Genomic DNA, 13,328 nt, shown 5'->3' with positions numbered 1-13,328 from the left:
GGTTTTCGTTACCTTTTTGAGACTTTTCCCAGAAACGGTCCGTACGGTCCTGCACTTGTGACCGAAACGAACCATGAACGACGTGACCAGAACCGTGCCCGGCGGCGCCTAACGCAGCATCGTCATCTGCGTGGCGGCATCGCCCTGGGCCTGACTGCCGCAGCCGTGCTGAGTGCGACCGGCGCGCTGTTTACTGGTGCCGGGTCGGCCTCCGCCGATGCCGCTCCCGCCTCACCCATGATGAGCCTTGTCGCGCTGGTGCAGCCGACGCAGACGGCCGCGCCCGAGGGCGCCAAGACCGGCCAGGCGGATGCTGCAGCGCAGGCCGCCGCGCAGAAGGCCGCCCAGGATAAGGCGGCTGCTGCCAAGAAGGCTGCTGTTGCAGCCGCTGCCCAGAAGGCAGCCCAGGCCAAGGCCGCCGCCGCACAGAAGGCCGCTGCCGCACAGAAGGCGGCGCAGGCGAAGGCAGCCCAGGCGGCTGCAGCGAAGAAGGCCGCCCTGGCCAAGGCGGCCGCTGCCAGCAAGCCGGTCAATGATCCTGCCGCAGCCAAGGCATACGCCGCCGCCGAGTTGCACAGCTACGGCTGGGACGCTTCGCAGATGCCGTGCCTGGACAAGCTCTGGAACCGCGAATCGAATTGGACTACCAGTGCCACCAACGCCAGCAGCGGGGCTTACGGCATCGTCCAGTCGCTGCCTGGCGAAAAGATGGCGTCGGCCGGCCCGGACTGGCGGACCAACTATGAGACGCAGATCGACTGGGGCCTGAACTACATTGACGAGCGCTACGGTGCGCCCTGCGACGCCCTGCAGTTCCATTACGCCAACAACTGGTACTAGGCCGCTGAACGGGATTACGGCTGTCCGGCACGCAGGTCTTACCCTTAACAGGTGAGTTTGACCATCGCCGCCCCCGGACCCAGCACCAGCGACGCGCCAGTGCGCACCTATCAGGTGCGCACCTTCGGCTGCCAGATGAATGTCCACGACTCCGAGCGGCTGGCCGGCCTGCTGGAGGCGTCCGGGCTCGTCAAGGCCGAAGACGGGCAAGCCGACGTCGTGGTGTTCAACACCTGCGCGGTGCGCGAGAACGCCGACAATAAGCTGTACGGCAACCTCGGGCAGCTCGCACCGATCAAGGAACGCAACCCCGGGATGCAGATCGCCGTCGGCGGCTGCCTGGCGCAGAAGGACCGGGAAACCATCCTGGCCAAGGCGCCATGGGTGGACGTGGTGTTCGGGACGCACAACGTCGGCTCGCTGCCGGCGCTGTTGGAACGGGCCCGGCACAACAACGAGGCCCAGCTGGAGATCCTTGAGTCGCTCGAGGTCTTCCCCTCGACGCTGCCCACCAAACGGGATGCCATCTACTCCGGCTGGGTGTCGATTTCGGTCGGCTGCAACAATACCTGCACCTTCTGCATCGTTCCCTCGCTGCGCGGCAAGGAACGCGACCGCCGGCCCGGCGAGATCCTGGCCGAGGTCCAGGCACTGGTTGACGACGGCGCCATCGAGGTCACGCTGCTGGGACAGAACGTGAACTCCTACGGGGTCGAATTCGGCGACCGCGGGGCCTTCGCCAAACTGCTGCGCGCCTGCGGGCAGATCCAGGGCCTGGAGCGGGTGCGGTTCACCAGCCCGCATCCCGCCGCGTTTACCGACGACGTGATCGAGGCCATGGCCGAGACCCCCAACGTCATGCCGCAGCTGCACATGCCGCTGCAATCCGGTTCGGACAAGGTGCTCAAAGACATGCGCCGCTCCTACCGGTCGAAGAAGTTCCTGGGCATCCTGGACAAGGTCCGCGAACGGATCCCGCAGGCGGCCATCTCCACGGACATAATCGTCGGCTTCCCGGGCGAGACCGAAGAGGACTTCCAGGCCACGCTCGACGTCGTCGAGCAGTCACGCTTCGCCAGCGCCTTCACCTTCCAGTATTCCAAGCGGCCCGGGACTCCGGCCGCCGATCTGCCCGAGCAGCTGCCCAAGGCCGTGGTGCAGGAACGGTACGAGCGGCTGACGGCGCTGCAGGACCGCATCGCCGCCGAGGAGAATGCCAAGCAGGTCGGCACCCAGGTGGAGGTCATGGTCACCGCCGCCCAGGGCCGTAAGGCCAGCCAGACCCACCGGCTGTCCGGGCGGGCCCGGGACCAGCGGCTGGTACATTTCTCGGTGCCCGACGGCGCCGAGGTGCCGCGGCCGGGCGACCTAGTGACGGTGACCGTCACCGAAGCCGCGCCCTTCCACCTGATTGCCGATCCGGCCGGACCGGCCGAATACTCGGTGCGCCGCTCCCGCGCCGGGGACGCCTGGGAACGGTCCCAGGCCGACTCCTGCGGCGTTCCGGCGCCGGCGGCAGGCAAGGGCTCGAAGGGCGTGTCGCTTGGCATGCCTGCGGTTCCTTCGCTGCCGGTCCGTTCCAGTTAAGCGGCGGCCGGACAACTTTGGCCACAGATAACGCTGCCGCCGGCGGTCTTCCGCCGGTCATCGCCGTCGTCGGGCCCACCGGCTCGGGCAAATCCGACCTCGCTGTCGCGCTGGCCGAACGCCTGGACGGCGAAGTCGTCAATGCCGATTCGATGCAGTTCTACCGCGGCATGGACATCGGCACGGCGAAGATGACGCTGCAGGAACGCCGCGGCGTGCCGCACCACCTGCTTGACATCCTGGACGTGCGCCAGGAGGCAAGCGTCTCGGCGTTCCAGCAGCAGGCCCGGGCCGCAGTGGCAGACATCCACGCCCGTGGACGGCGTGCCATCCTGGCCGGCGGATCCGGGCTCTACGTCCGCGCTGTGCTGGATGAAATCGAGTTTCCCGGCACGGACCCTGAGCTGAGACGGCGGCTGGAGCGCGAGCTTGACACCGACGGCATGCCCGCGCTGCGCGAACGGCTGCGCGGCGTGGATCCAGTCTCCGCCGAGCGCCTCGGCGACGCCCGGCGGATCGTGCGCGCGCTGGAGGTGTATGAACTGACCGGGCGGGCTTTCAGCTCCTTTATGCCCGAACGCCGCTACTTTCAACCCGCGGTGCAGATCGGGCTGGAGGTGGACCGCGAGGTGCTGAAGGAACGGCTGGCGGTGCGGGTGCACCGGATGGTGGCGTCGGGGCTGCTCGAGGAAGTGCGCGCGCTGGATGCACACGGCCTGCGCGAAGGCAGGACGGCGTCGCGGGCCCTGGGGTATGCCCAGTTCCTCAAGGTGCTCGACGGGCGGTGGAGCAGTGAGGAGGCTGCCGCGGACACCATTGCCGCCACCCGCAAGTTTGCCCGCCGGCAGCTGACCTGGTTCCGGGCGGACCCGCGGATCGGCTGGTTCGGCTGGCAGGATCCGCAGCTGGTGCCAAAGGTGCTGGAACACATCGCTAACGCATAGCCGACTCCCACCACTCGCTGCGCTCGCGGCGGGGCCCTTGGTCAGTGAGCTGTCAGGGGTCCCCGTGCGCGAAGCGTGTGGGGAGGCAGCGAACGCTAACGCTTAGCCGCCTCCCACCACTCGCTGCGCTCGCGGCGGGGCCCTCGGTCAGTGAGCTGTCAGGGGTCCCCGTGCGCGAAGCGTGTGGGGGAGGCAGCGAACGCTAACGCTTAGCCGCCTCCCACCACTCGCTGCGCTCGCGGCGGGGCCCTCGGCGGCTAAGCTGGGAGGGTGAGCGTGACTATTTCCACCGATGCCAACCTGCCTGCGGACCTGGCCGCGCTGGCCGGCCTGCCCTTCGCCAAGGGCCACGGCACGGGCAATGATTTCATCCTGGTCGCGGACCCCGACGGCGCGTACGGGATTTCCCCGGCGGCCGTGGCCGCGCTGTGCGACCGGCACCGGGGGATCGGTGCCGACGGCCTGATCCGAGCCATCCGCTCGGAGCAACTGCCGGAAGGCCGCGCACTGCTGGCTGCCGCGCCGGATGCCGAATGGTTCATGGACTACCGCAATGCCGACGGCTCGGTCTCGGAAATGTGCGGCAACGGGGTGCGTGTGTTCGTGCATTTCCTGGCCGACCAGGGCCTCGTCGAGCTGGCCGAAGGCCAGTCGCTGACCATCGGCACCCGGGCCGGGATCAAGGTGGTTTCCCGCTCCGCCAACGGCTATGCGGTGGACATGGGGCCCTGGACGTTCATCTTCCCCGACCATGCCGTTGCGAAGTCGATGGATTCCGTGGTGCACGCCGACGGGCTTGAGGTGCCGCGCCCGGCCCTGAGCATCAGCATGGGCAATCCGCACACCGTGGTGGCGCTGGCCGAGCTGGGTGAGCTGGCGGCCACCAAGCTGTACGAGGCGCCACAGGTCGAGCCCCTGCCCGAACACGGGACGAACGTTGAGTTCGTGGTGCCGGCGGACCCGCTGGTGGTGGACGGTGCCGGCAGTATCACCATGCGAGTGCACGAGCGCGGCGTGGGTGAAACCCAGTCCTGCGGCACCGGTGCCTGCGCGGCGGCCGCGGCCATCCGGTACTGGGCCGGCAAGGGGGCACCGGACGACTGGCAGGTGGCGGTACCCGGCGGCGTCGTGCGGGTCAGATTCCTGCCCGGCCAGGACGGGCCCGAGCATGTGGAACTGAGCGGCCCGGCAGTGCTGGTGGCCCGCGGCACCCTCGCCTAGACGCGCTCCTTGTGCGGCAGTGTGCCGCAACCACGCGCCGTCAGCCGCGCCGGATCCGCAGCACGCGGAAGGCCTTCGAGGTGCTGTCCCGGCTCACCTGGAATTCCGCCGGCAGTTCGGCGGCCAGCCAGCGCTGCAGCGAGTCCGAACCGAGGTTCTTCTGCACCACCAGCCACGCGGTGCCCTGCGGGGCCAGCCGGGGCAGCCAGTGCATTAACAGCGAGTGCAGCTCGTTCTTGCCGATCCGGATCGGCGGGTTGGACCAGATCGTGTCGAAGCGCAGTTCCGGGTCGACTTCCTCCGGCAGGCAGGCATGCACATTGGCCAGACCCAGCGCCTGGGCATTGTCGTTGGTCAGCGCGACAGCGCGTTCGTTGATGTCCACGGCGGTCACTGTGGCGCCGGGGGATTTCAGGGCCAGCGTCAGGGCCAGCGGGCCCCAGCCGCAGCCGATGTCCAGGAACTGTCCGGACGGCGGTGGCGGCGGGACCTCGGCCAGCAGCACTGCCGTCCCCTTGTCGATACCGTCGGGGCTGAAGATCCCGCCGGAGGTGGTCAGGTTGCGCACCTCGCCGTCCAGGACAACCGTGAGCGGCCGGCGGGCCTCGGGCGTGCCCGGCTGGGCGCTGAAGTAATGATCGGAGGCCATAATCCGCCACAGTAGTGCGCGGGCGGCCGAAAGTGTATCAAGGCGCACCTAAGCCCGCGGCAGACTCAACGGTCGCGGAGGACTACGATGGATGCACAGACTTCTCAAAGGAGAGCATGACCACCAACAGCAACGACCAGCCGTCCCAGGATCCGCAGCTGAGCCAGGAGGAAATCCAGGCCGTAATTGACCGGATCCTGTCAAAGGACCAGGCCGGCCGGACCAAAGGGCCGGACCTGAAGGGCCGGGCCCAGGCCATCTCGGCTCAGGATGCCGAGCATTCGGAGTTCGACGGCGACCAGCAGGAGCTGGCGGAACGGCGCGCCTTGCGGCGCGTGGCCGGGTTGTCCACCGAACTCGAGGACGTCACCGAGGTCGAGTACCGGCAGCTACGGCTGGAACGGGTGGTGCTCGCCGGCGTCTGGAGCGAGGGAACCGCCGAGGACGCGGACAACTCCCTGCGGGAGTTGGCTGCGCTGGCCGAGACGGCGGGCTCCGAGGTGCTCGACGGCGTCGTCCAGCGGCGCCTGAAGCCGGATCCGGGTACCTTCCTCGGCTCTGGCAAGGCGCAGGAGTTGCGCGACATCGTGATGTCCACGGGGGCAGACACGGTGATCGTGGACAGCGAACTCGCGCCTTCCCAGCGCCGCGGGCTCGAAGACATCGTCAAAGTCAAGGTCATCGACCGCACGGCCTTGATCCTGGATATCTTTGCCCAGCATGCCAAGAGCCGCGAAGGCAAGGCCCAGGTGGAGCTGGCCCAGCTCGAGTACCTGCTGCCGAGGCTGCGCGGCTGGGGCGAATCGATGTCCCGGCAGGCCGGCGGCCGGGTCGGCGCAGCCGGCGGCGGTATCGGTTCCCGTGGTCCCGGCGAGACCAAGATCGAGCTGGACCGGCGGCGGATCCGCAACCGGATGGCCAAGCTGCGGCGCGAAATCAAGGGGATGCGGCCGGCACGGGAAACCAAGCGGGCCAACCGTCGGCGCAATGCCGTGCCGTCGGTGGCGATCGTCGGCTATACGAACGCCGGCAAGTCCTCGCTGTTGAACCGGCTCACCAACGCCGGGGTGCTGGTGGAGAACGCGCTGTTTGCCACCTTGGACCCCACCGTGCGCCAGGCGACGACGCCGGACGGGCTGGGTTACACCCTGACCGACACCGTCGGCTTCGTCCGCTCGCTGCCCACGCAGCTGGTGGAGGCCTTCCGCTCCACCTTGGAGGAAGCGGCGGATGCGGACCTGATCCTGCATGTGGTTGATGCCTCGCACCCGGACCCCGAGGGGCAGATCGCCGCGGTGCGCCAGGTGCTGGCCGAGGTGGAGGCACGCAGCATCCCCGAGATCATCGTGCTGAACAAGGCCGACGTGGCGGACCCCTTCACGCTGGAACGGCTGCGCCTGCGCGAAAAGCGGCATGTCGTGGTCTCGGCCCGGACCGGGCAGGGGATCGACGAACTGCTGGCGGCGATCAGCGAGGGCATCCCGCGGCCACGGGTCCGGCTGGAGCTGCTGGTGCCCTACGACCGCGGGGACGTGGTCAGCCGGCTGCACGAGCCGGACGCCGAGATCCTCGCCACCGAGCATCTGGAACAGGGCACCCGGCTGGAGGTCATGGTCCGCGAAGGCCTGGCCGCCGAGCTGGAACCGTTCATCAACCATGGCTGATCCGGCAACCGTACCGTCGGTACCGTCGCTGCGGCTGCTCGATACTGCGGTCGAAGCCATGGGCGGGCAGAACCGTCCGGGACAGCACGAGATGGCCGCGCGGGTGGCGGAGGCCATCGCCGAGGGCCGCCACCTGCTGGTTCAGGCGGGTACCGGCACCGGCAAGTCGCTGGCCTACCTGATCCCGCTGATCGACCACGCCCTGGGCAGCGAGAAACCCGCCGTCGTCGCCACCGCCACACTGGCGCTGCAGGCCCAGATCGTCAACCGGGACCTGCCTCGGCTGCTGGAGGCCATCGGACCGCAGCTGCCGCGGCCGGTGGAGGTGGCGCTGCTCAAGGGCCGCAGCAATTACGTCTGCCTGCACAAGCTCGACGGCGGCTTTCCGGAGGATGACGAACCGCAGGCGCTGTTCAGCCTGGGCGAGGACCAGGTGGCCCATCCGGCGCCGGCCGGCGGCCGTGCCGGCGCCGGCAGTTCGGCGCTGGGCCGCGAAGTCCTCAGGCTGCGCGAATGGGCGGAGGAAACCGCCACCGGGGACCGGGACGAACTGGTGCCCGGGGTCAGCGACCGGGCCTGGCGGCAGGTGTCGGTCAATTCGATGGACTGCCTGGGCGCGCAGAAGTGCCCGATGGCGCAGGAATGCTTCAGCGAACTGGCCCGGGCCCGCGCTGCCGAGGCGGACGTGGTGGTCACGAACCATGCCCTGCTGGCGATCAACGCCTTCGAGGGGCTGGCCGTGCTGCCGGACTATGACGTGGCGGTCATCGACGAGGCACACGAACTTCAGGACCGCGTGACCGGTGCTGTGAGTGGACAGTTGTCCGCGGCGATGGCCCGTACCGCGGCCGCCGCTGCCCGCCGGCATACCGGCATCAGCGTAGAGGCGCTGAACAGTGCTGCCAAGAACCTGGAGGCGGCGCTGGAGGGCGTGCCCACCGGCCTGTTGCCCGCGGGGCTGGGGGAGGGGCTGGAACTGGCCCTGGCCCAGCTGCGCGAGTCCTGCCGTGCGGCGTTGTCCGATGCCAAGCCCGACGGCGGGAATTCGGCTGACGGCGGCCGGCAGATTGCCCGTTCCCGGCTCGCGGCGGTATTGGAACTGTGTGAGCGCCTGCTGGCTGCTTCCGAAGCCCGCGAGGTTGTCTGGACCTCGCGGACCAACAGCTTTGCCGCGCCCGGGGACTACACCCCGGCGGACGAGGCGGCGCCGGCCACGCTGAACGTGGCCCCGCTGTCGGTGGCAGCCCGGCTGCGCGAGGGCCTCTTCGACGGCCACACGGTGGTGCTGACCTCTGCCACGTTGGCGATCGGCAGGGCGTTCGACGCCGTGGCCGGCTCACTGGGCCTGCTCGGCGACGGCGCCCCGGCCTTCACCAGCGCCGACGTCGGCAGTCCGTTCGACTACCCCCGGCAGGGCGTGCTGTATGTGGCCGCGCACCTGCCCAAGCCCGAACGCGGCACCAGTGCCGCGCAACTGGACGAGCTCGAAGCCTTGCTGAAAGCCTCGGGCGGCGGCGCTCTGTGCCTGTTCTCGTCCCGCCGGGCGGCCGAGGAGGCGGCAGCTGAAATGCGCCGCCGGCTGCCGCTGGAGATCCTCTGCCAGGGCGAGTCCTCAATGGCCGCGCTGGTGCGCCAGTTCGCTGCCGAGCAGGCCACCTGCCTGTTCGGCACGATGACGCTGTGGCAGGGCGTGGACGTGCCCGGCGAGTCCTGCCGGCTGGTGGTGATCGACAGGATCCCGTTCCCGCGCCCCGACGATCCGCTGATGACCGCCCGCACCCGGTCCGTGGCCCAGGCCGGCGGCAATGGCTTCATGGCGGTGTCCGCCACTCATGCGGCGGTGCGGCTGGCCCAGGGGGCCGGGCGGCTGATCCGGGCCGCCGGGGACCGCGGCGTTGTGGCCGTGCTGGACTCGCGACTGGCCAATGCCCGTTATGGCGGGTTCCTGCGCAGTGCTCTGCCGCCGTTCTGGGCCACCCGGGACCGCGCTACGACACTGCAGATCCTGCAGCGCCTGGCGGCGGCGGTTCCGGCCACGGACCCGTAGTTTGATGACGCAACAAGACATCCTCCGCGGACGTGTGGCAGTTGTCACCGGGTCAACGCGCGGTCTGGGGTTCGCGATGGCACGACTGCTGGGCCACCGGGGCGCTACCGTGGTGGTGGCGTCCCGGTCGGAGTCCCACGTCAGGGCTGCGGTTGAGCGTTTGAAGGCGGAAGGCGTTGCCGTTTCGGGGCGTTGCTGCGACACCGGTGAATTGGCCGACGTCGAGGCTCTGCGTGACGAGGCCCTCGGCCGCGGCACGCTCGATATCTGGGTGAACAATGCCGGAACCGCCGGTGTGTACGGGCCTACGGCTTCGACTCCGGTCGAGGACTTTACGCGCGTGGTGCGCACGAACATTCTCGGGACGTTCCATGGATCGCGGATCGCGCTGCCGGTATTCCTGGCCCAGGGACACGGGGACCTCGTCAACGTTTATGGCCGGGGCGATCACGGGCCGGTGGCGCTGCAGAACGCGTATGCGTCGAGTAAGCGTTGGGTCCGCCAGTTCACGGAGACCCTGCGGCTGGAGACCAAAGGTACCGGGGTGCGGGTGCACGGCATGAACCCGGGGCTGGTGATCACTGACATGTTGCAGCGCGTCACGTCCCAGCCCGGCTACGACCAGAGGCTGAGCGCTCTGCAGGTCGTCATCGGGCTGTGGGGCCAGCTTCCCGACGCCGCGGCGCGTCCCCTGCTGGATCTTGTCACCTCGGACGCCGCCCAGTTCCGGGACCTGACCAAGCCGGTCCTGCTGGCCCGCGGCCTGCGCAACATGCTGGCCGGCCGCCTCCGGCGCACCAACCGTATGCCCTTGGACGTTGCACTCCTCGACGCAAACCCGGGCGACTGACCAGCCGGTTTCGTAGAGCGGCTGGTCAGCTCTCCGCCGGCAAATCCGGATCCTGGCCCTGCACCACATCCTGGACTACCTCGTTGCGGCGGAGGAACCAGGGCTTGAACGGCGGGTCGAACCGGGCAAACCGAGGCGGACCGATGGCTTTCAGGCCAGCCGCGGCGATGGAGCCTTGGAGCTCATGGTTGCGCATCGCGAAGGCAGACCCTGAACCGCGGCCGGAAAAGCGGAGGGCGGCTGCGGTAGAACCCGGCACTGTCCGGATCCTGACCCTCGGGTCAGCGGGGACGGGGGCCGCATCCTCGGACATTCCTGCAGGGAGCACGAACGCGACCACGTAGGCCGCTTGCGCTGATCCGCCGGAAGGGCCGCTGTCCAACGCACCGCGCTGGAGCACAGGCGCGGTCATCGCCAAGGTTTGACGGGCAGTATTGTTGCCCCTGATGTAGTTGAAAAGCCGGCGGAAGGCGGCGTTGCCTGCGCCGTCAAAGGATGAGGTGACTTCCATCTCTGCCACTGTGTGCGCCGGATACCGCCGCAGCTCGAAGTCCGCGTACCGCCGCACAAGCTCGAAGGGCTGGTGTTCAGTCATGGTCTTACCGACGATACGCCCGGGGGAATGGCTAAGATAAGGGCTTCGCCCAGGCCGATGGAAACGCTCCTGCCGGGAGCCCACCGCCGGTATCACCGTGCCCGGACAAGCAACTGCCCGCCGTCCTGCGCAGTTCGTGCACGGGACGGCGGGCAGCCTGGTCGTCGGCTTGCCTGGGTTCCAGCCTGCCCAGGCGAGCGGTCAGAGCGAGCGCAGCACGGAGACGACCTTGCCCATGATGGCGGCATGGTCGCCGAGGATGGGTTCGTACTGGGTGTTCTGCGGCAGCAGCCAGGTGTGTCCGTCCCGCTGCCGGAAGGTCTTCACCGTCGCCTCGTCGTCGAGCAGGGCCGCGACGATGTCGCCGCTGACCGCGGTGGACTGCCGGCGGACCACTACCCAGTCCCCATCGCAGATGGCCGCATCGATCATCGAGTCGCCCGAGACCTTGAGCATGAACAGTTCGCCGTGGCCCACCAGTTGGCGTGGCAGGGGCATCACGTCCTCGACCACCTGGTCCGCCAGGATCGGCCCGCCAGCAGCGATCCGGCCGACGAGTGGGACCATGGCAGTGTCCGAGGAACTGGCCAGCTCGGACACTGCCACACCGCTGGCGCTGCGCAGCCGGCGCGGTTCTTCGACACCGGGGATCTGCACCGGACCCGGTTCCAAGGTCAGATGGGTCAGCACCTCCATGGCCCGGGGCCGCTTCGGATCGCGGCGGATGTAGCCCAGCTTTTCGAGTTGGGAAAGCTGGTGGGTGACGCTGGAGAGGCTGGCCAGGCCGACGGTATCGCCGATTTCGCGCATCGACGGGGGATAGCCGTTGTCATTGACCGAGCGCTGGATGGTTTCCAGGATCTTCTTCTGTCGCGGAGTCAGGCCCTTCGGCGGCGTCTTGCCGCGTCCATGGCTTCCGCCGGTGTTCTTGCTGCTCTTCTCGGTCATCGACGGGCCCCGGTTCCTAGGTGTCCGCCCGCGGCGGCTGCCGTTGTCCGGGCGGTGGAATGCGTTGTCAGGAATTTTGTCGGGAGCGGCTGATCCACTAAGGCGCAGGCGGCCGCTCCTGTCCTTAACGCTAGACGGGACCGCCGATGATTTCAAACATTTGTTCGACCGAGTCTCGACAAGATTCGTTCGTCAGTGCTAGAAATGACGTGAGCTTGTTCGAAGATAAATTCGAATCAGCGCCTATTCATGATTGGAATGGCGACTACAGATTCGAAAATCCGGAAAGGTAGCCAGATGTCCGTCCAGCTTGCCCTGCAGCCCCGCACCTTGGGCCCGTCCCTGTCCCGTCGTTCGCAGTCCAGCCCCGCACCCCGGCTCCGGCTGACCCGCCGTGGCCGCCTGGTCCTGGTCGTCCTGCCGCTGATGGTCGCTGCCGCGGCGCTGATGCTGCTGGCCGGAGCCTTCACCGCGCCGGCAAAGGCCGCGGGAACCCTGTCCGCGCCGGAAACCGTCAAGATTACCGTCGGTGCGGGGCAGACCCTGTGGGATATCGCCACCCTGGTGGCTCCGGAACGGCACCCCCAGGAAGTGATTGCCGAGATCGCCCAGCTGAACAGCCTCGAGGGCAGCGTCGTGCACGCCGGGCAACAGGTGTTCGTGCCGTTTTCCCGCTAGAACGAGTTTTCCCGCTGAACCCGTCGCTCGCTGAACCCGTCGCCCGCTGAATCCCGTTAGTGGCCGTTACAGCCCCAGGCGGCTGTAACATCGGCGAGGGCCGGGGTGCGGATTCCAGTCTCGGCGCGGTGGGAGCTTAAACTAACGTGGTGAGTGACCAGCTTGAACGCCTGAACCGACTGCCGCTGCGGGAAAACCTAAGGGGGCTGGAGCCCTATGGTGCGCCCCAGCTCCACGTCCCCATCCTCCTGAATGTCAATGAGAACACCCATGGCATGCCGGAGAAGGTCCATGCCGCCATCGTCGCGGCAGTGGACGGCGTTGTCTCCGGGCTCAACCGCTATCCGGACCGGGAGTTCACTCAGTTGCGCGAGGCGTTGGCGAGCTATCTGGGCCACGGCCTCTCGGCCGGAAACATCTGGGCAGCCAACGGCTCCAATGAGGTGCTCCAGCAGATCCTGCAGGCCTTCGGTGGCCCGGGTCGCCGGCTCCTGAGTTTCCCGCCCACCTATTCCATGTACCCGCTGCTGGCCAGTGGCACGGACACCGAGTACGTGGCGGCCCGGCGGGGTGCGGACTTCTCCCTGACCGCGGAGGCCGCCGCCGCGGCGGTCACTGCCAGCCAGGCCAACATTGTCTTCCTGTGCTCACCGAACAATCCCACCGGCACCGCGCTGGGCATGGACGTGATCGAAGCAGTGTACGAGGCAGGCGCCGCCCAGAATGCCGTTGTTGTGGTGGATGAGGCCTATGCGGAATTCGCCCACGCGGGCACGCCCAGCGCCCTGACCTTGCTGCCGGGCCGTGAGCGGCTGATCGTTTCCCGGACCATGAGCAAGGCCTTTGCCCTGGCCGGTGCACGCCTCGGGTACCTGGCTGCCGCCCCGGAGATCGCGGACGCCCTGCGGCTGGTCCGCCTGCCCTACCACCTCTCCGCGGTCACCCAGGCCACAGCGCTGGCCGCGTTGGAACACTCCGACGCACTGCTGGCCAACGTCGAGGACATCAAGGGCCAGCGGGACCGCATCGTGGCCGAGCTGACCGCCCTCGGCCTGACGCCGGCGCCGTCGGATTCGAACTTCGTGTTCTTCGGCGGACTGAAGGATCCGCATGCCGTCTGGCAGGGGCTGTTGGACGCCGGTGTGCTGATCCGCGACGTCGGGATCCCCGGCCATCTGCGGGTCACCGCCGGGACCGAGGCCGAGACCAGTGCCTTCCTGGACCGGATCCGGGAACTGGCCTCATCCGGCGTCTTCTAAACTGGTAGTAGTGGCCGGTTCCGCCATGGCCGGCCAGCCATTATCT

12 protein-coding genes are annotated in these 13,328 nt (G+C 68.4%); 9 read left to right on the top strand and 3 right to left on the bottom strand.

Annotation, left to right across the window (positions count from 1 at the left end; translation table 11 throughout):
* The first annotated feature begins 57 nt into the window (after window positions 1-57).
* The 4 genes from LVY72_RS00235 to dapF all read left to right on the top strand — a co-directional run bounded on the left by LVY72_RS00235 (window position 58) and on the right by dapF (window position 4,592).
* On the top strand, window positions 58-840 hold the full coding sequence (locus LVY72_RS00235) for an aggregation-promoting factor C-terminal-like domain-containing protein (protein WP_237817443.1): 783 nt from the start codon (window positions 58-60) through the stop codon (window positions 838-840).
* A 51-nt stretch (window positions 841-891) separates the two neighbouring features.
* Window positions 892-2,427 carry a tRNA (N6-isopentenyl adenosine(37)-C2)-methylthiotransferase MiaB gene (gene miaB / locus LVY72_RS00230; RefSeq protein WP_237817442.1) on the top strand — a complete coding sequence of 512 codons (1,536 nt, stop codon included), beginning with the start codon at window positions 892-894 and terminating at the stop codon, window positions 2,425-2,427.
* 17 nt (window positions 2,428-2,444) lie between these two features.
* Complete coding sequence (miaA, locus tag LVY72_RS00225) at window positions 2,445-3,371, top strand: tRNA (adenosine(37)-N6)-dimethylallyltransferase MiaA (protein WP_237817441.1); 927 nt, start codon at window positions 2,445-2,447, stop codon at window positions 3,369-3,371.
* A 276-nt stretch (window positions 3,372-3,647) separates the two neighbouring features.
* Window positions 3,648-4,592, top strand: coding sequence for a diaminopimelate epimerase (gene dapF, locus LVY72_RS00220; RefSeq protein ID WP_237818143.1), 945 nt, complete (start codon window positions 3,648-3,650; stop codon window positions 4,590-4,592).
* Window positions 4,593-4,632: 40 nt separating this feature from the next.
* Here dapF and LVY72_RS00215 read toward each other — a convergent pair whose 3' ends face one another.
* Complete coding sequence (locus tag LVY72_RS00215; RefSeq protein WP_237817440.1) at window positions 4,633-5,241, bottom strand: class I SAM-dependent methyltransferase; 609 nt, start codon at window positions 5,239-5,241, stop codon at window positions 4,633-4,635.
* Window positions 5,242-5,357: 116 nt separating this feature from the next.
* On the opposite strand from LVY72_RS00215, the gene hflX reads away from it, so the two are divergent.
* Genes hflX through LVY72_RS00200 form a run of 3 tightly spaced genes read left to right on the top strand, consistent with a single transcriptional unit; the run spans window position 5,358 to window position 9,802 of the window.
* Window positions 5,358-6,905, top strand: coding sequence for a GTPase HflX (gene hflX, locus LVY72_RS00210; RefSeq protein ID WP_237817439.1), 1,548 nt, complete (start codon window positions 5,358-5,360; stop codon window positions 6,903-6,905).
* Entirely contained in the window at window positions 6,898-8,952 is a 2,055-nt protein-coding gene (locus LVY72_RS00205; protein ID WP_237817438.1) for an ATP-dependent DNA helicase, read from the top strand. Before hflX ends, LVY72_RS00205 begins: the two co-directional genes overlap by 8 nt.
* Before the next feature lie 4 nt (window positions 8,953-8,956).
* Window positions 8,957-9,802: an SDR family NAD(P)-dependent oxidoreductase gene (locus tag LVY72_RS00200; protein WP_237817437.1), complete on the top strand. Its 846-nt coding sequence runs from the start codon at window positions 8,957-8,959 to the stop codon at window positions 9,800-9,802.
* Window positions 9,803-9,827: 25 nt separating this feature from the next.
* Here LVY72_RS00200 and LVY72_RS00195 read toward each other — a convergent pair whose 3' ends face one another.
* Entirely contained in the window at window positions 9,828-10,397 is a 570-nt protein-coding gene (locus tag LVY72_RS00195; protein WP_237817436.1) for an SOUL family heme-binding protein, read from the bottom strand.
* Between the two features lie 201 nt (window positions 10,398-10,598).
* Window positions 10,599-11,345, bottom strand: a complete 747-nt coding sequence (gene lexA / locus LVY72_RS00190) for a transcriptional repressor LexA (protein ID WP_237817435.1) — start codon at window positions 11,343-11,345, stop codon at window positions 10,599-10,601.
* Window positions 11,346-11,642: 297 nt separating this feature from the next.
* On the opposite strand from lexA, the gene LVY72_RS00185 reads away from it, so the two are divergent.
* Both LVY72_RS00185 and LVY72_RS00180 read left to right on the top strand, forming a co-directional pair.
* On the top strand, window positions 11,643-12,023 hold the full coding sequence (locus LVY72_RS00185; protein ID WP_237817434.1) for a LysM peptidoglycan-binding domain-containing protein: 381 nt from the start codon (window positions 11,643-11,645) through the stop codon (window positions 12,021-12,023).
* Window positions 12,024-12,172: 149 nt separating this feature from the next.
* On the top strand, window positions 12,173-13,282 hold the full coding sequence (locus LVY72_RS00180; RefSeq protein WP_237817433.1) for a histidinol-phosphate transaminase: 1,110 nt from the start codon (window positions 12,173-12,175) through the stop codon (window positions 13,280-13,282).
* Window positions 13,283-13,328: the final 46 nt, after the last annotated feature.

The organism is Arthrobacter hankyongi, from assembly GCF_022012395.1.
GTDB lineage: Bacteria > Actinomycetota > Actinomycetes > Actinomycetales > Micrococcaceae > Crystallibacter > Crystallibacter hankyongi.
The sequence above is the reverse complement of the archived record's forward strand: the minus strand, read 5'-3'. Positions and strand labels throughout refer to the sequence as shown.

Excerpts from the sequence above, each read along its gene's own strand:
- hflX (WP_237817439.1), top strand. The coding sequence starts at position 5,358 with ATGACCACCAACAGCAACGACCAGCCGTCCCAGGATCCGCAGCTGAGC.
- lexA (WP_237817435.1), bottom strand. The coding sequence starts at position 11,345 with ATGACCGAGAAGAGCAGCAAGAACACCGGCGGAAGCCATGGACGCGGC.
- LVY72_RS00200 (WP_237817437.1), top strand. The coding sequence starts at position 8,957 with ATGACGCAACAAGACATCCTCCGCGGACGTGTGGCAGTTGTCACCGGG.
- LVY72_RS00185 (WP_237817434.1), top strand. The coding sequence starts at position 11,643 with ATGTCCGTCCAGCTTGCCCTGCAGCCCCGCACCTTGGGCCCGTCCCTG.
- LVY72_RS00215 (WP_237817440.1), bottom strand. The coding sequence starts at position 5,241 with ATGGCCTCCGATCATTACTTCAGCGCCCAGCCGGGCACGCCCGAGGCC.
- LVY72_RS00205 (WP_237817438.1), top strand. The coding sequence starts at position 6,898 with ATGGCTGATCCGGCAACCGTACCGTCGGTACCGTCGCTGCGGCTGCTC.
- LVY72_RS00195 (WP_237817436.1), bottom strand. The coding sequence starts at position 10,397 with ATGACTGAACACCAGCCCTTCGAGCTTGTGCGGCGGTACGCGGACTTC.